13 protein-coding genes and 1 pseudogene are annotated in these 17,526 nt (G+C 71.2%); 10 read left to right on the top strand and 4 right to left on the bottom strand.

Annotated elements, in window-relative coordinates:
* Positions 1 to 10 precede the first annotated feature (10 nt).
* From UW392_RS18345 to UW392_RS18385, 9 genes are all read left to right on the top strand, one after another.
* On the top strand, positions 11 to 1,435 hold the full coding sequence (locus tag UW392_RS18345; RefSeq protein WP_320776099.1) for a ThuA domain-containing protein: 1,425 nt from the start codon (positions 11 to 13) through the stop codon (positions 1,433 to 1,435).
* 97 nt (positions 1,436 to 1,532) lie between these two features.
* Complete coding sequence (locus UW392_RS18350; protein ID WP_320776100.1) at positions 1,533 to 2,693, top strand: inositol-3-phosphate synthase; 1,161 nt, start codon at positions 1,533 to 1,535, stop codon at positions 2,691 to 2,693.
* On the top strand, positions 2,690 to 3,847 hold the full coding sequence (locus tag UW392_RS18355; RefSeq protein WP_320776101.1) for an SCO3242 family prenyltransferase: 1,158 nt from the start codon (positions 2,690 to 2,692) through the stop codon (positions 3,845 to 3,847). Before UW392_RS18350 ends, UW392_RS18355 begins: the two co-directional genes overlap by 4 nt.
* Positions 3,844 to 4,791, top strand: a complete 948-nt coding sequence (locus tag UW392_RS18360) for a sugar phosphate isomerase/epimerase family protein (RefSeq protein ID WP_320776102.1) — start codon at positions 3,844 to 3,846, stop codon at positions 4,789 to 4,791. The genes UW392_RS18355 and UW392_RS18360 overlap by 4 nt, the downstream gene beginning before the upstream one ends.
* Positions 4,788 to 5,429: an EboA domain-containing protein gene (locus UW392_RS18365; RefSeq protein WP_320776103.1), complete on the top strand. Its 642-nt coding sequence runs from the start codon at positions 4,788 to 4,790 to the stop codon at positions 5,427 to 5,429. The genes UW392_RS18360 and UW392_RS18365 overlap by 4 nt, the downstream gene beginning before the upstream one ends.
* A complete protein-coding gene (locus tag UW392_RS18370; RefSeq protein WP_320776104.1) occupies positions 5,429 to 6,277 on the top strand; it encodes a TatD family hydrolase in 849 nt (282 codons plus the stop codon). Before UW392_RS18365 ends, UW392_RS18370 begins: the two co-directional genes overlap by 1 nt.
* Positions 6,278 to 6,280: 3 nt before the next feature.
* Positions 6,281 to 7,450: a metabolite traffic protein EboE gene (gene eboE / locus UW392_RS18375; RefSeq protein WP_320776105.1), complete on the top strand. Its 1,170-nt coding sequence runs from the start codon at positions 6,281 to 6,283 to the stop codon at positions 7,448 to 7,450.
* Complete coding sequence (locus UW392_RS18380; RefSeq protein ID WP_320776106.1) at positions 7,447 to 8,868, top strand: alkaline phosphatase family protein; 1,422 nt, start codon at positions 7,447 to 7,449, stop codon at positions 8,866 to 8,868. The genes eboE and UW392_RS18380 overlap by 4 nt, the downstream gene beginning before the upstream one ends.
* Before the next feature lie 164 nt (positions 8,869 to 9,032).
* A complete protein-coding gene (locus tag UW392_RS18385; RefSeq protein ID WP_320776107.1) occupies positions 9,033 to 10,214 on the top strand; it encodes a sugar phosphate isomerase/epimerase family protein in 1,182 nt (393 codons plus the stop codon).
* Between the two features lie 84 nt (positions 10,215 to 10,298).
* On the opposite strand, the gene UW392_RS18390 is transcribed toward UW392_RS18385, so the two are convergent.
* From UW392_RS18390 to UW392_RS18405, 4 genes are all read right to left on the bottom strand, one after another.
* Positions 10,299 to 11,687, bottom strand: coding sequence for an OFA family MFS transporter (locus UW392_RS18390; RefSeq protein ID WP_320776108.1), 1,389 nt, complete (start codon positions 11,685 to 11,687; stop codon positions 10,299 to 10,301).
* 172 nt (positions 11,688 to 11,859) lie between these two features.
* On the bottom strand, positions 11,860 to 13,992 hold the full coding sequence (locus tag UW392_RS18395; RefSeq protein WP_320776109.1) for an acetate--CoA ligase family protein: 2,133 nt from the start codon (positions 13,990 to 13,992) through the stop codon (positions 11,860 to 11,862).
* Positions 13,993 to 13,996: 4 nt separating this feature from the next.
* Positions 13,997 to 15,226: a formyl-CoA transferase gene (frc, locus tag UW392_RS18400; RefSeq protein WP_320776110.1), complete on the bottom strand. Its 1,230-nt coding sequence runs from the start codon at positions 15,224 to 15,226 to the stop codon at positions 13,997 to 13,999.
* Positions 15,227 to 15,238: 12 nt separating this feature from the next.
* A complete protein-coding gene (locus tag UW392_RS18405; RefSeq protein ID WP_320776111.1) occupies positions 15,239 to 16,924 on the bottom strand; it encodes a thiamine pyrophosphate-binding protein in 1,686 nt (561 codons plus the stop codon).
* A gap of 248 nt (positions 16,925 to 17,172) precedes the next feature.
* Here UW392_RS18405 and UW392_RS18410 point away from each other — a divergent pair.
* Positions 17,173 to 17,409, top strand: a pseudogene (locus UW392_RS18410) (ATP-grasp domain-containing protein); the annotation flags it as partial.
* Between the last annotated feature and the right edge of the window lie 117 nt (positions 17,410 to 17,526).

Genomic DNA, 17,526 nt, shown 5'->3' on the forward strand with positions numbered 1-17,526 from the left:
GGCTGCCGACATGCGAGTGACCGACACATCGAGGACGGCCAGGCTGGGCACGGTGGCCATCGGCGTGGCCCTCCTGATCGGGTGCGTGTCCGGGACGGCGGTGTCCTCCTCCGGGGGCGCCGGCGGCAAGGGCCCGGGGGCGCACGTCAAGGACCGGGTGCTGGTGTTCTCCAAGACGGCCGGCTTCCGGCACGACTCGATCCCCGAGGGCATCACGGCGATACGTGAGCTCGGCGCCGACCACGGCTTCAAGGTCGACACCACGGAGAACGCGGGCGAGTTCACCACGCGGAACCTCGCGCGGTACGACGCCGTGGTCTTCCTGTCGACCACGGGCGACGTCCTGAACCGCACCCAGCAGCGCGCCTTCGAGCGGTACATCGAGAAGGGCGGCGGCTACGTGGGCGTCCACGCCGCCGCCGACACCGAGTACGACTGGCCCTTCTACGGCGGGCTCGCCGGGGCGTACTTCCACTCCCACCCGGAGATCCAGCCCGCCACCGTCCACGTGGAGAACCACGCCCACCCGGGCACCGCGCACCTGGGCGAGAACTGGGAGCGCACCGACGAGTGGTACAACTACCGCTCCAACCCGCGCGAACGGGCGCACGTCCTCGCCACGCTCGACGAGGCCTCGTACACCGGCGGCACCATGAACGGCGACCACCCGATCGCCTGGTGCCAGGAGTACGAGGGCGGGCGCGCCTTCTACACCGGGGGCGGGCACACCAAGGAGTCGTACGAGGAGCCGGCCTTCCTGCAGCACCTGGCGGGCGGCATCAAGTGGGCGACCGGCGCGGCCCAGGCCGACTGCCGCCCGGAGAACGGCTACCGGTCCCTCTTCGACGGCACCGCGGAGTCGCTCGCCGACTGGAAGCAGGCGGGCCCGGGCACGTTCGACCTGAACACCGACGACGGCACGATCACGTCGTCGGGCGGGATGGGCATGCTCTGGTACGCCGGGTCGGAGTTCGCGTCGTACTCCCTGAAGCTGGACTGGAGGATGGCCGGCGACGACAACTCCGGTGTCTTCGTGGGCTTCCCCGCCTCCGACGACCCGTGGTCGGCCGTGAACAACGGCTACGAGGTCCAGATCGACGCGACCGACGCCCCCGACCGGACGACGGGCGCCGTGTACACGTTCCAGTCCGCCGACATCAAGAAGCGCGACCGCGCGCTGAACCCGCCGGGGGAGTGGAACACGTACGAGATCCGGATCGAGGGCGAACGCCTCCGCATCTGGCTCAACGGCGTGAAGATCAACGATTTCACCAACACCGATCCGGCGCGCAGCCTGCGGGACGGCCACTTCGGCATCCAGAACCACGGTGCCGATGACGAGGTCGCCTTCCGCGACATCCGGATCAAGGAACTGCCCGTGCGGAAGTCCGCCACCGCGGACTCCGCCGCGGTCACCACCGCACCGGGCAACTGAACGGCGGTGGGCGGGGGACGCCGGACCCCCGCCCGCCGTCTCCCGCCGTTCTCCGCAGCACAGGAGCAAGGCCGCACAGGAACGAGGAGGCTCGCCCATGTCCAACTCCGTGTCCCTTACCGATTCCCGGGCCCGGGTGGGGGTGTGGCTGATCGGAGCGCGCGGCTCCGTCGCCACGACCGCCGTCGCGGGCTGCGCGGCAGTGACAGCGGGCCTGCACGCCCCCGTCGGCATGGTCACCGAGACACCTCCCTTCGCCGGCTCCGGTCTTCCCGCACTCTCGTCCCTCGTCTTCGGCGGCCACGACACGCTCGACTGCCCGCTGCCCAAGCGCGCCGAGGCCCTCGCCGCCGGGGGCGTCCTGCCGCACGGCCTTCCGGAAGCGATCGGCGCCGAACTGGCGGCGGCCGACCGGGAGATCAGACCCGGTGGCCCCCTCCGGGGCGACACCCGTGAGCCCGAGGAACTGATCGACACCTTCGCTGCGGACATCCGCTACTTCGCCCAGCGCCACGACCTGACCCGGACCGTGGTGGTCAACGTCGCCTCCACGGAACCGGTGGCCTCCGGCTCGGACCTCCCCCCGAGCTCCCTCTACGCGGCGGCGGCGCTGCGCGCCGGCTGCCCGTACGTCAACTTCACCCCCTCCACGGGACTGCACCACCCGGCCCTCGCCGAGCCCGCCTCCTCCGCCGGCCTGCCGTACGCGGGCCGCGACGGCAAGACGGGCCAGACGCTGCTGCGGTCCGTGCTCGGCCCGATGTTCGCCCAGCGGGCACTGACCGTCCGGGCCTGGTCCGGCACCAACCTCCTCGGCGGGGGCGACGGCGCGGCCCTCGCCGACCCGGCCGCCGCGGCGGCCAAGAACGCGGGCAAGGAACGCGTCCTCACCGACACCCTCGGTACCACCCCCGAGGGCGAGACCCACATCGACGACGTCCCCGCCCTCGGCGACTGGAAGACCGCCTGGGACCACGTCACCTTCGACGGTTTCCTCGGCACCCGCATGACCCTCCAGACCACCTGGCAGGGCTGCGACTCCTCACTCGCCGCTCCCCTGGTCCTCGACCTGGCCCGCCTGACGGCCCGCGCCCACGAGGCCGGACTGACCGGTCCCCTCACCGAGCTCGCCTTCTACTTCAAGGACCCCGTGGGCGAGGCCCCGTCCTCCCTCGGAGCCCAGTACGAGGCCCTGACCGGCTTCGCACAACGACTGCGCACCACCCCCGAGGCCGACCGCGCGGAGGCAGCCCGATGACGTTGCTGGGCCGACTGTCCAACGGCGGACGGGGCAGGGGCAGGACGAGGACCGCGGAGTCGGACAGCCTTCGCGAGCCTGAGAACCATTGCGGGCCGGCGAACCATTGCGGGCCGAGCAACTGCCAGGAGCCGAAGAGCCACCCCGAGCCGAAGAGCCGCTCCGAGCCGCACAGCCACAGCGAGTCACAGAGCCACGGGGAGCCGCGGCGCCGCAAGGGGCCGGACCCGCGCGCCTGGGCCGAACTGCTGCGTCTGCCGGCCCTGTTCACCGTCCCCGGTGACGCCCTCGCGGGCGCGGCCGCGGCGGGCGCCCGGCCGAACGGCCGCACCCTGCTCGCCGTCGGCTCCTCCCTGTGCCTGTACGAGGCGGGCATGGCCCTCAACGACTGGGCCGACCGCGCCGAGGACGCCCGGGACCGACCGCACCGCCCCCTGCCCTCCGGCCGGGTACGCCCCGTCTCCGCGCTCGCCGCGGCGGGCGCCCTCACCGCCGCCGGCCTGGCCCTGGCCGCCCGTGCGGGCCGTCCCGGCCTCACCGTCGCCGTCCCCCTCGCCGCCACGGTGTGGTCGTACGACCTCGCCCTGAAGCACACCCGGGTCGGCCCCGCGGCCATGGCCGCGGCCCGCGGACTCGACCTCCTGCTGGGATCGGCCACCACCACCGGCACCGTCCGCCCCGCCCTCGGCCCCGCTCTGGCCCTGGGTGCCCACACGCTCGCGGTCACCACGGTCTCCCGCCGCGAAACGCAGGGCGGCTCGTCCGCGGCACCACTGGGCAGCCTGCTCACCACGGCGGCGCTGTCCTGGGCGCTGACACGGAGACACGGGACGGGGACCGCGGACACGGAGGGCGCGGCTCGCACGAACAGCCGGGCCACGGCGCCGGTCACCGCGCTGTTCGCCATGCCGGCCACCGCGCTGACCACCGTGCTCACGGCCACGTACACCGCCGCCACCGCCCGTCCGTACGTCCACGCCGCCCTCAACCCGTCACCGCCACTCACCCAACGCGCCGTCGGAGCCGGCATCCGCGCCATGATCCCGCTGCAGGCCGCTCTCACCGCCCGCGCGGGCGCACCCGGCACGGCCCTGCTCACCGCCGCCCTCGCCCCGGCAGCCCGCAGGTTCGCCAGGAAGGTGAGCGTGACATGAGCGACCGGACACCCCACGCGCCCACGCGGACACCTCCCACGCCCACGCGGCACACCCCGCCGACCGGCCCGAGCCACCGCGCGGCCCCGCTCCGCTTCGGCTACGGCACCAACGGCCTCGCCGACCTCCGCCTCGACGACGCCCTGACCCTCCTCGCCGACCTCGGTTACGACGGGGTCGGCCTGACCCTCGACCACATGCACCTCGACCCGCTCGCCCCCGACCTCGCGGCCCGCACCGACCGGGTGGCCCGCAGGCTGGACGCGCTCGGACTGGGCGTCACCGTCGAGACCGGTGCCCGCTACGTCCTCGACCCGCGCCGCAAACACGGCCCCTCCCTCCTCGACCCGGACCCCGACGACCGTGCCCGGCGCGTCGACCTGCTGCTGCGCGCGGTCCGGGTCGCCGCCGACCTCGGTGCCCACGCCGTGCACTGCTTCAGCGGCATCACCCCGGCCGGCACGGACGAGGCCACCGCCTGGAAGGTCCTGCCCGACGCCCTCGCCCCCGTCCTGGACGCGGCCGGCGACGCGGGCGTCCCCCTCGCCGTCGAACCCGAACCCGGTCACCTCCTCGCCTCCCTCTCCGACTTCCACCGGCTGCGCGAGGCGCTCGGCAGCCCGGACGCGCTGGGCCTCACCCTCGACATCGGCCACTGCCAGTGCCTCGAACCGCTGCCCCCCGCCGACTGCGTCCGTGCCGCCGCACCCTGGCTGCGGCACGTGCAGGTCGAGGACATGCGCCGCGGCGTCCACGAACACCTCCCCTTCGGGGACGGGGAGATCGACTTTCCGCCCGTGCTCCGTGCCCTCACCGAGAGCGGCTACCAGGGACTGACCGTCGTCGAACTGCCCCGCCACTCCCACGCCGGCCCCCACTTCGCCGAGCACTCCCTCACCGCCCTCCGTCAATACGCGGCCGTCCCCGAAGGGAGAACCCCGTGACCACTTCCGCCGGCACCCCGCTGGACGCCCTGCGCGTCCGCGTCACCGCCGCCCTCGACGACGCGGCCCGTACCTGGCTCGACCGTGCCCTGCGGGAGGCCACCGACCGACAGGGCGGCCGTGGTCCCGTCTCCGCCTGGGAGCTGCGCCTGGCGGAGGCGGGCCGGCGCTGCGGCCCCGAGCACGCCGACGCCGTCCGCGTCCTCCTCCTGCACGCGGCCGGCGCCGGCCCGGACACCCTGGCCCGCCTCTACCGCCAGGGCACCGCCGACGAACGCCGCGCCGTCCTGCACGCCCTGCCCCACCTCGTGCCGGGCCCCGAGGGCCTGCCGGTCGTCGAGGACGCCCTGCGCACCAACGACACCCGTCTGATCGCCGCCGCGCTCGGCCCGTACGCCGCCCGCCACCTGGACCCCCACAACTGGCGGCACGCCGTCCTCAAATGCCTCTTCACCGGTGTCCCCGTCGACGAGGTGACCGACCTGGAGCGCCGCGCCCGGGCCGACGCCGAACTCGCCCGCATGCTCACCGGCTTCGCCGACGAACGCACCGCCGCGGGCCGTCCCGTACCCGAGGACCTGTACCGCGTCCTGGCCCTGACCGACAGTGGCCCCGACGCACCCGGCAAGGAGTCCTGATGCGCATCTTCGACCCCCACATCCACATGACGTCACGGACCACCGACGACTACGAGGCCATGTACGCGGCGGGCGTCCGCGCCGTGGTCGAGCCGTCCTTCTGGCTGGGCCAGCCCCGCACCTCGCCCGCCACCTTCCTCGACTACTTCGACTCCCTCCTCGGCTGGGAACCGTTCCGCGCCGCCCAGTACGGCATCGCCCACCACTGCACGCTCGCCCTCAACCCCAAGGAGGCGAACGACCCCCGCTGCCTGCCCGTCCTCGACGAACTGCCGCGCTACCTCGTCAAGGACCACGTCGTGGCCGTCGGCGAGATCGGCTACGACTCGATGACACCCGCCGAGGACACCGTCCTCGCCACGCAGCTCCAGCTCGCCGCCGACCACGGCCTGCCCGCCCTCGTGCACACCCCGCACCGCGACAAGCTCGCCGGACTGCGCCGCACCCTGGACGTCGTCCGCGAGTCCGCGCTGCCCACCGACCGGGTACTGATCGACCACCTCAACGAGACCACCGTCAAGGAGGCCAAGGACGGCGGCTGCTGGCTCGGCTTCTCGGTCTATCCCGACACCAAGATGGACGAGGACCGGATGGTCGCGATCCTCAAGGCGTACGGACCGGACAAAGTGCTCGTGAACTCGGCCGCGGACTGGGGGAGGAGCGACCCCCTCAAGACCCGCCGTGTCGGTGACGCCATGCTGGCCGCCGGCTTCACCGACGACGACGTGGACCTGGTCCTGTGGCGCAACCCCGTCGCCTTCTACGGGCTGAGCGGGCGCCTCGACCTCGGCGTCGCGGCCCCCGACGCCACCCACGAGGGCAACTCCATCCTCCGCGGCGGTGAGTGACCGATGCGCTTCCGGCACCCCGACGGCTCCACCGTCCACCTCGCCTACTGCACCAACGTCCACCCGGCCGAGACCCTCGACGGCGTCCTCGCCCAGCTGCGCGACCACTGCGAACCGGTCCGCCGCCGCCTGGGCCGCGACCGCCTCGGCATCGGACTGTGGCTCGCCAAGGACGCCGCCCACGCCCTCGTCACCGACCCGTCCGCGCTGCGCGGCCTGCGCGCCGAGCTCGACCGCCGCGGCCTCGAGGTCGTCACCCTGAACGGCTTTCCCTACGAGGGCTTCGGCGCCGAGGAGGTCAAGTACCGCGTCTACAAGCCGGACTGGGCCGACCCGGAGCGATTGGAGTACACCACCTCCCTGGCCCGCGTCCTCGCCGGCCTCCTCCCCGACGACGTCACCGAGGGCACCATCTCCACCCTGCCCCTGGCCTGGCGCACCGCGTACGACGACACCCGCGCCGCCGCGGCCACCGCGGCCCTCACCACCCTCGCCGAACGCCTCGACGCCCTCGCCGAGCTGACCGGCCGATCCCTGCGCGTCGGCCTGGAACCCGAACCCGGCTGCACCGTCGAGACCACCGGCGACGCCATCGCCCCGCTCACCGCGATCGGCCACGACCGCCTCGGTGTCTGCGTCGACACCTGCCACCTCGCCACCTCCTTCGAAGACCCGCACTCCGCACTGGACGCGCTGGCCCACGCCGGCGTCCCCGTGATCAAGTCCCAGCTCTCGGCCGCCCTGCACGCCGAGCACCCCCACCTCCCCGGCGTCCGCGAGGCCCTCGGCGCGTTCGACGAGCCCCGCTTCCTGCACCAGACCCGCGTCGACACCTCGGCCGGACTCCGGGGCACCGACGACCTCGGCGAGGCGCTCAAGGGCGAGGCCCTGCCCGACGCGACCCCGTGGCGCGCCCACTTCCACGTCCCGCTGCACGCCGCCCCCGCCGCGCCCCTCACCTCCACCCTCCCCGTACTCAAGGCGGCACTGACCCGCCTGGTCGGCGGCCCCCGCCCGCTGACCCACCACCTGGAGGTCGAGACCTACACCTGGCAGGCCCTGCCCCCCGAACTGCGCCCCCGCGGCCGCTCCCAGCTGGCCCACGGCATAGCCGCCGAACTCACCCTCGCCCGCGACCTGCTGACCGACCTCGGCCTGAAGGAGCTGCCGTGACCTCTCCCGAAGCGGCGGACACCGCCCCACCGCCCACGGCGACGGGCCCCACCCCGCTCCTCGTCCTGGACGTCGTCGGCCTCACCCCCCGTCTCCTCGACCACATGCCCCACCTCAAGGCCCTCGGTCAGTCCGGCTCACAGGCCCACCTGGGCACCGTCCTGCCCGCCGTCACCTGCGCCGCCCAGTCCACCTTCCTGACCGGCACACTCCCCGCCGAGCACGGCATCGTCGGCAACGGCTGGTACTTCCGCGAACTCGGCGACGTCCTGCTGTGGCGCCAGCACAACGGCCTCGTCTCCGGCGACAGGCTCTGGGACGCCGCCCGCCGCGCCCACCCCGGCTACACGGTCGCCAACATCTGCTGGTGGTACGCCATGGGCGCCGACACCGACATCACCGTCACCCCCCGTCCCGTCTACTACGCCGACGGCCGCAAGGAACCCGACTGCTACACCAGGCCCCCGGATCTGCACGACGAACTCACCGAGAAACTCGGCACCTTCCCGCTGTTCCACTTCTGGGGCCCCGGCGCCGACCTCGTCTCCAGCCGGTGGATCATCGACGCCACCCGTCACATCATGCGCACCCGGCACCCCGACCTGACCCTGTGCTACCTCCCTCACCTCGACTACGACCTGCAACGCTTCGGTCCCGACGACCCGCGCTCACTGCAGGCGGCGACCGACCTCGACACCGCCCTCGCCCCGCTCCTCGACGACGCTCGCGCGCAGGGCCGTACCGTCGTCGCGCTGTCCGAGTACGGCATCACCCGCGTCAACCGGTCCGTCGACATCAACCGCGCCCTGCGCCGCGCGGGACTCCTGGAAGTCCACACGCAGGACGGCATGGAGTACCTCGACACGATGGCCTCCCGCGCCTTCGCGGTCGCCGACCACCAGATCGCCCACGTCTACGTACGCCGTCCCGAGGACCTGGAAGCCACCCGGGCCGCACTCGCCGACCTCCCCGGCATCGAGCAGCTCCTCGACGACGAGGGCAAGAAGGCCCACCACCTCGACCATCCGCGCGCCGGCGAGCTCGTCGCCGTGGCGGAGCCGGACGCCTGGTTCACGTACTACTACTGGCTCGACGACGACCGCGCGCCCGACTTCGCGCAGCTCGTCGAGATCCACCGCAAACCCGGCTACGACCCGGTCGAACTGTTCATGGACCCGCTCGACCCCTATGTGAAGGTCAAGGCGGCCACGGCGGTCGCCCGCAAGAAACTGGGCATGCGCTACCGCATGGCGGTCGTACCGCTGGACGCCTCACCTATCCGAGGCAGCCACGGCCGCCTTCCCGCGAGCGACGACGACGGTCCGCTCCTCATCTGCTCCACCCCCCGCGCGGTCACCGGCCGCGTCGCGGCCACCGACGTGAAATCCCTGCTGCTCGCCCTGGCCGGCCTGACCTGACGGAGACCGGTTGAGCGACTACGGAAAGTGAAGCACGCGCCACTGACAACGCGTCCCGTACGCGTCCGACCTGCCCTTTCCCCGGCACCCGCCACAGCTGACCACCTCAGCTGACCACTGCGGCTGATCACCGCAGCTGAACACCGACGAGAAAGAGAGACACCGTGACCGTGTTCAAGGAAGAATCCGGGACCGGCGACGCGCTGCGTCGCGCTCTCGGCGTCGACCGCCGCCGCTTCCTCAGCACCTGCACCGCCGCCGTGGCGACCGCGGCGATCGCCGCACCCGTCATCGGCGCCTCACCGGCCCTGGCGCACGGCCGGGGCAGAGACGACGACCACGACCGTGGCCACGGCCACGGTGGTGACGCCCTCGTCCCGCCGGGCAAGCGCGGCATCATCCTCTACACCGTCCGCGACGCGACGGGTCGCGACCCGCTCACCTCGAACCTGCCCTCCGGCTTCCGTGAGGTCTTCAAGCAGCTCGCGCGCTACGGCTACCGGCAGGTGGAGTTCGCCGGTTACAGCCAGCACGCCAACGCTCCGGGCGGCGCCGACCTGGCCACCGTCAAGGGTGCTCGGCTGCTGCGTTCCTGGCTCGACGACTACGGGCTCAGGGCGCAGGGCAACCACGGCTTCATCCCGTCCTCCTGGCCGCTGACCGCCGCGGACCTGGACACCTTCAAGAAGCACCTGGAGATCGCCAACATCCTGGGCCTGGACCACATGGGCACCGGTGGCGACCCCACGGGCAGCTCCTACCGGGCCGACTGGGACGTCGCGGCCGACAAGTGGAACGCGATGGGCGCCATAGCCCGCCGTGCGGGCATCAAGCTGTACACCCACAACCACGACGCCGCGTACGGCTTCCTGCTCGACGGGGGTCCGCGGGACGACCAGGGCCGGCCCACCCGCAGCTCCGGCATCCGCAAGCTCGAGTACTTCCTGAAGGTCACCGACCCGAAGTCCGTCTGGCTGGAGATGGACATCTTCTGGGCGCACGTGGCCCAGTACAAGTTCCACACCTACACGGCCCACGACGGTTCGACCCGCAGGAACGTGTTCGACCCGGCGGCGCTCGTGGCCCGCAACAACAAGCGCTACCCGCTGTTCCACGCCAAGGACGGCACCGTCAACACGACCAATGGCCAGGGCTACGACATGGTGCCCTTCGGCACCGGCGTCATCGACTACCGGACGTTCTTCTCCCGGGTGGGGGAGAGGAACTACCACAACCCGATGGTCGAGCAGGACGACGCCCCCAGCACCACCGACCTCGGCCAGTCCCTGCGGTACGCGAAGATCGGTTACGACAACCTCGCGGCCCTCCGCGGGAAGCGCCGCTGACACCGGACGCAGGAGCATGAGACGGCCCTCCCCACGTGGCGTCGTGGGGAGGGCCGTCCCCTGGAGAGCGGCATCGGAGTGCCCTCAGGCGGTCTCCTCGCCCAGGGGCTGCGGGTTGGGCACCACCCGTTTGACCTGTGGCCTGCCCGGTGCCTTCAGGAACAGCGCCAGGACGGCGGACGCCAGCCCGATGCAGCCGGCCAGCACGAAGGCGCCCTCGTAGTCCCAGGCGCCGACGACGACCGCGCCCATGCCGGAGCCCACGAGACCGGAGACCAGCTTGGAGCTGTAGACCATGCCGTAGTTGGTGGCGTTGTTGTTCTCACCGAAGTAGTCGGCCGTCATGGCCGCGAACAGCGGGAAGATCGCGCCGCCGCCGAAGCCGGAGACCATCGAGCAGAACAGGAAGAACGGCATGCTGCCCATCTGGCCCGAGACGAGGACGCCGAACTGGGCCGTACCCAGCACGATGCACACGATGATCAGCGTGTTGCGCCGCCCGTAGCGGTCGGAGATCCAGCCGATCACCCCGCGGCCCGTGCCGTTGACGATCGCTTTCAGGGACATCGCCGTGGCCACGATCCCGCCCGCGAAGCCCATGTCCTTGCCGAACGGCACCTGGAAGGCGATGCCGAAGATGTTGATGCCGGCCGTGCACAGCAGGCAGAACCACATCATCCACAGGACGGGTGTCCGCGCGGCCTCCTTCGGCGTGTACTGCTTCACCGCGGGCGGGTTCTTCTCCAGTGCCCGGCGGATCTTCGGGTCGTCGGTCTGCCGCAGCGGGTCCACGTGCGGGGGCCACCAGTTCTTCGGCGGGTCCTTGAAGAACCAGCCCGCGAACGCCACCACCGCGCAGCAGATGAGACCCACCATGACCAGGACGCCCTGGTAGTTGCTGAGGTCCATGTACGAGGTGAACAGGAACACGAAGGGCACCGAGCCGTAGGCGAAACCGCCGTTGACCAGGCCGGTCTTGCCGCCCTTGCGCTCCGGGTACCACTTGCCGACCATGTTCACGCAGGTCGCGTAGACGAGGCCGGCACCGATGCCGCTGAACATGCCGAAGCCGATGTACGCGACGATGACGTGCGGCGCGTACGCCAGCGAGACGTACCCCAGGATCGTGCCGACCGCGCCCAGCATCATCGCGTACCGCGCGGGCAGCTTCCCGCTCTCCCGTAACTGTCCGGCCGGGAAGGCGACGGCGGCCTGGAAGAACACCCAGACACCCATCAGCCAGAAGATGTGCCCGCTGTCCCACAGATGCGCCTGGTGCAGTGTGTCCTCGGCGGAGGTGAACGCGTATTCGGACGAACTGATGCCTAGCATCCCCATCCAGGGGAAGAGGACCATGGTCCAGCGGGGTCGCCCCATGATGTCCCGGTCGGTCTCACCGATCCGGTACAGGCGGCCGTTGCGGTCCGTCACCTCCCTGGGGGAGACGGACGTCGTCAGGTCGGTGGTCGTCATTGGCTCATGCACCCCTAGCGTTCGAAAGTCTGGCCAGCGCCCCCTGTCCAATGCCTTCCGTGCGCGCACGGGTCCTGGGGGCGGCCGACGCGCACCGCCGGCCGCCCCCGCCCTCACTCACCTCATGTACCGCCCCCCGACGACCCCGTTGACGTCACCCCGCGCGTGCCCCTCACAGCAGCCCCGCCGCCCGCGCCCACCGATACTTGGCCCCGAGCACCGCCACCGGCTTCTCGGTCGTGTAGGGATACGCCACGACCCCCCGCTCGAAGAGGTACTGGCACGCCTCCTCGACCTCCACGTCGCCCGCGAGCGATGCCACCACGGGCTTCTCGATGCCGCGGTCCCGGTATTCGGCGACCACGCGCGCGGTGAGCTCGGCGAAGACCATGGGAGGGGTGACGATGGTGTGCCAGTAGCCGAGGACGAGCGCGTGGATGCGCGGGTCCGTAAGGCCCAGGCGGATCGTCGCCTCGTACGTCGACGGCGGCTCGCCCCCGGTGATGTCCACCGGGTTGCCCGCGGCCCCGAAGGGCGGGATGTACTCCCGGAAGGACGCGTCCAGGTCCGGCGGGATCTCCATCAGCGACAGCCCGTTGTCGGTCACCGCGTCGGACAGCAGCACACCGCTGCCGCCGGCCCCCGTGATGATGACGACGTTGTCACCGGTGGGGACCGGAAGCACCGGCAACGCGCGCGCGTACTCCAGCATCTCGTTCAGTCCAGGCGCACGGATGACGCCGGCCTGCCGCAGGATGTCGTCGTACACGGCGTCGTCCCCGGCGAGCGCGCCCGTGTGGGACCCGGCCGCCTTGGCACCCGCCGCCGTGCGTCCGGCCTTCAGGACCACCACCGGCTTCTTCGGTACGGTCGCCCGCGCCGCCGCCACGAAGGCGCGCCCGTCCTTGAGGTCCTCCAGGTGCATGGCGATGCAGTCGGTGTGCGGGTCCTCGCCGAACCAGGTCAGCAGGTCGTCCTCGTCCAGGTCGGACTTGTTGCCGAGCCCGACGATCGCCGACACCCCCGTCTTCGTGGTCCGCGCGAACCCCAGGATGGCCATCCCGATGCCACCGGACTGCGAGGTCAGCGCGACCCCGCCCTTGACGTCGTACGGCGTGCAGAACGTGGCGCACAGGTCCTGCCACGTCGAGTAGTAGCCGTAGATGTTCGGCCCCAGCAGCCGGACGCCGTGCCGCTCGGCGATCGCCACGATCCCGGCCTGCAGCTCGTGCTCGCCGGTCTCCGCGAACCCGGAGGGGATCAGCACGGCGTTCGGGATCTTCTTCCGCCCCACCTCCTCCAGCGCCGCGGCCACGAACTTGGCGGGGATCGCGAAGACCGCCACGTCCACCTCACCGGGAACGTCCGTGACACTCTTGTACGCCTTGCGGCCCAGGATGTCATCGGCCTTGGGGTTCACCGGGTGGATCTCCCCGGCGAAGCCCCCGTCGACGAGGTTGCGCATCACCGAGTTGCCGATCTTGCCCTGCTCGTTCGACGCGCCGATCACGGCGACCGACGACGGCTGCATCAGCCGCCGCATCGAGGTGAGGATCTCCGCGCGCGTGTACGTGCGGCGGGGCTCGGGCACCGAGTCGGCGAGGATCACGCGGATGTCCGCCGCGACCGCCCCCTGTGGGGTGGCGATCACGGGGTTGAGGTCCACCTCGGCGATCTCCGGGAAGTCCGCGACGAGCTGTGAGACCCGGCGGATCTGCTCGGCGACCGCCCACCGGTCCACGGCCGGCGCGCCGCGCACCCCGCGCAGCACCTCGGCCGCACGGATGGAGTCCAGCATGGACACGGCCTCGTCGGCGGAGACGGGCGCCAGCCGGAAGGTGACGTCCTTGAGGACCTCCACCAGCACCCCGCCGAGCCCGAACGCCACCACCTTCCCGAAGGTCGGATCGGTCACCGCACCGACGATCACCTCCTGCCCGCTCGGCAGCAGCTCCTGTATCTGCACGCCCTCGATACGCGCTTCGGGGTCGTACGCGCGCGCGTTGTCGACGATCCGGTGGAACACGGCCCGTACGTCCGCCGCGCCCTCCACACCGACGACCACACCGCCCGCGTCGGTCTTGTGCAGGATGTCGGGGGAGACGATCTTCATCACGACGGGACCGCCGAAGCGCGCCGCGCACGCCACCGCCTCGTCCACGTCCGTCGCCAGCTCCTCGCCGGGCACGGCGATCCCGTACGCGTCGGCGATCACCTTGCCCTCCGGCGCGGTCAGCGCGGCGCGCCCCTCGGCGCGCACGCTGTCGAGCAGCGCGCGCACCCTCAGCACCCGGTCCTCCGCCATCACGTCAGATCACCCCGTTCGACTTGAGCAGGCGCAGTTCCTCGTCGCCGAGGCCGAGCTCGCCGACGTAGACCTCTTCGTTGTGCTCGCCGAGCAGCGGCGAACTGGTCACCTCCACCGGTGAGTCGGACAGCTTCAGCGGGCTGCCCACGGTGGTGAACTCACCCCGCTCGGGGTGCGGCACCGTCACGACCATCTCGTTGGCGACCAGCGAACGGTCCTCGACGATCTCCTTGGTGGACAGGATCGGCCCGCACGGGATGTTGTGGGCGTTCAGCCGCTCCAACACCTCCCACTTGGGCAGGGTCGAGGACCACTCCTCGATGAGCTGGAACATCTTGTTCAGCCTGGGCAGCCGGGCCTCGGGCGTCGCCCACTCCGGGTCGTCCGCCAGCTCCGGCCGGCCGATGAGGTCGGTGAGCGGCTTCCAGCCCACGGGCTGCACGATCACGTACACGTAGTCGTTCGGGCCGCCCGGCGCGCACTGGACCGCCCAGCCTGGCTGACCGCCGCCGGACGCGTTTCCCGAACGGGGAACCTCCGTGCCGAAGTCGTCGTTGGGATATTCAGCGAGCGGGCCATGGGCCAGGCGCTGCTGATCGCGCAACTTCACCCGGCAGAGGTTGAGCACGGCATGCTGCATGGCCACGTTGACCCGCTGACCGCGCCCGGTGTTCTCCCGCTGGTACAGCGCCGCGAGAATCCCCGCCACGGCATGGACACCCGTGCCCGAGTCCCCGATCTGGGCCCCCGTCGCCAGCGGCGGCCCGTCCTCGAAGCCCGTGGTGGACATCGACCCGCCCATGGCCTGCGCGACGACCTCGTACGCCTTGAAGTTGGTGTACGGGCCGTCCCCGAACCCCTTGATGGAGGCATAGACGATCCGCGGATTGATCTCCTGGATGCGGTCCCAGGTGAAGCCCATGCGGTCGACCGCGCCCGGCCCGAAGTTCTCGACCATGACGTCGGAGCGCCGGATCAGCTCGGTGAGCAGCTCCTTGCCGCGTTCGGTCTTGGTGTTGAGGGTGATGCTCCGCTTGTTGCAGTTGAGCATCGTGAAGTAGAGGGAGTCGACGTCCGGGAGGTCCCGCAGCTGCTTGCGGGTGATGTCCCCGGTCGGCGCCTCCAACTTGACGACGTCAGCGCCGAGCCAGGCGAGGAGCTGGGTCGCGGAGGGCCCGGACTGGACGTGCGTCATGTCCAGGACGCGGATGCCTTCGAGGGCCTTGGTCATGGCAAGCGCTCCTCACTTGTACATGGTCTGGTTCATGGTCCCGGGGGCGTACGCGTCCGGGTCGACCCAGACGTTGATCAGCGAGGGCTTCCCGGACTCGCGGGCGCGCCGCAGTGCCGGGCCGATGTCGGCGGGGTCGCGGACCTCCTCGCCGTGACCGCCCAGCATCCGCGCGAACTCGTCGTAGCGGACGTCACCGAGGGTGTTGCCGACCCGCTCGCGCTCCTTGCCGTACTTGGCGGCCTGGCCGTAGCGGATCTGGTTCATGGAGGAGTTGTTGCCGACGATGCCGACGAACGGGAGGTCGTAACGGACGAGGGTCTCGAAGTCCCAGCCGGTCAGGGAGAACGCGCCGTCGCCGAAGAGGGCCACCACCTCCTTGTCGGGCCGCGCCTGCTTGGCCGCGAGCACGAAGGGGACGCCGACACCGAGCGTGCCGAGCGGACCCGGGTCCATCCAGTGCCCGGGTGACTTGGGCTGCACGACCTGCCCGGAGAAGGTGACGATGTCGCCGCCGTCGCCGATGTAGACCGAGTCCTCGGTGAGGAAGTCGTTGATCTCGCTGACCAGCCGGTACGGATGGATGGGGGAGGCGTCGGACCTCAGGCTCGGCAGTCGCTTCTCGATCGCCTTCTGCTCGGCGGCTCGCAGCTCGTCGAGCCATTCCTTGCGCTTCGACGCGCCCCCGTTGACGCGCCCGGAAGCGGCCTCGGTCACGGCCTTCAGCACCATGCCCGCGTCGCCGACGATCCCCAGGTCGACGTCGCGGTTCTTGCCGACGGTCCGGTAGTCGAGGTCGATCTGCACGACGGTCGCGTCCGGCGACAGCCGCTTGCCGTACCCCATGCGGAAGTCGAAGGGCGTGCCGACGATGACGATGACGTCGGCGTTGCTGAAGGCGTACCGGCGGGAGAGCTGGAAGTGGTGCGGGTCCCCGGGTGGCAGCGTGCCGCGCCCGGCGCCGTTCATGTACGCGGGGACGTTCAGCGTGCGCACCAACTCGATGGCGGCCTCGGTGCCACGGGTCGTCCACACCTGGCTGCCCAGCAGGACGACGGGCTTCTCGGCATGCACCAGCAGATCGGCGAGCCGCTCGACGGCCTCGGGGTCACCGGCCGAGCGCGTCGAAGCACGGTACGCGCCCGCCTTCGGCACCCGCGCCTTCTCCACCGGCACCTTCGCGTCCAGTACGTCCCGCGGGATCTCCAGGAAGGACGGTCCGGGCGCACCGTGGTAGCACTCGCGGAACGCCATCGACACCATGTCGGCCGCGCGCGCCGTGTCCGGCACGGTCGCCGCGAACTTGGTGATCGGCGCCATCATGTCCACGTGCGGCAGGTCCTGCAGCGACCCCATCTTGTGCTGGGTGAGCGCCCCCTGCCCGCCGATCAGCAGCATCGGTGACTCCGCGCGGAACGCGTTGGCGACACCGGTCACCGCGTCGGTCGTCCCCGGGCCGGCCGTGACGACGGCACACCCGGGCCTGCCGGTGATGCGCGCGTACCCGTCGGCGGCGTGGGCGGCGACCTGCTCGTGACGGACGTCGACGACCTCGATGCCCTCGTCGACGCAGCCGTCGTAGATGTCGATGATGTGGCCGCCGCACAGGGTGTAGATGACCTCCACACCCTCCGCTTTGAGTGCCTTGGCGACCAGGTGCCCACCGGAGATGAGGTCCTGGCTGTTGTCGTCGGGCATGGCGAAGTCCTGTCCCTTCGTAGGGGCTGGGGTGCGCGTTCGCGCAGCTCGGACGAGGTGCACGCGCTGTTCGTGGATGCCGTCGCGAGTAATTGCATACAGTCGACGAATACTGTATGAAGCTTGTTATCCCGCATCCGGTGGGTGGTGTCCAGGGGGCGTGCGGCACTTTTCGGGACTCAGGTTCCCGGGCCCTCACTCGTCCCCGGCGGTCAGCAGCCGGGATGTCTCAGCTGTCAGGAGCCGGGATGGACCTGCACGAACACCAGGCGAGGAAACCCTTCGCGGACCACGGCATCCCGGTGCCACGGGCCAAGGTCACGGACTCACCCGAGGAGGCCCGCATGAACGCCCGCCGGCTCGGCAAGGTGGGCGGCGTGAAGCTCGCCGCCGACCCGTCCACAGCCAAACTGATGGTCAGTCAGGTACTCGGTAGGGGCATCAAGGGCCACACGGTCGGCGCAGTGATGTTGGCGCAACCCGTCGGCGACGCTGACGGGTTCTAAGCAAGCCGGATGTCGCCCATAGTTGACGGAAGACGGCTTTCCGGCGCCGCCCCGACTCACTACCGTCTTGGATACCGCGCCTCGCGTACCCACCCG

The organism is Streptomyces sp. CRN 30, from assembly GCF_034105845.1.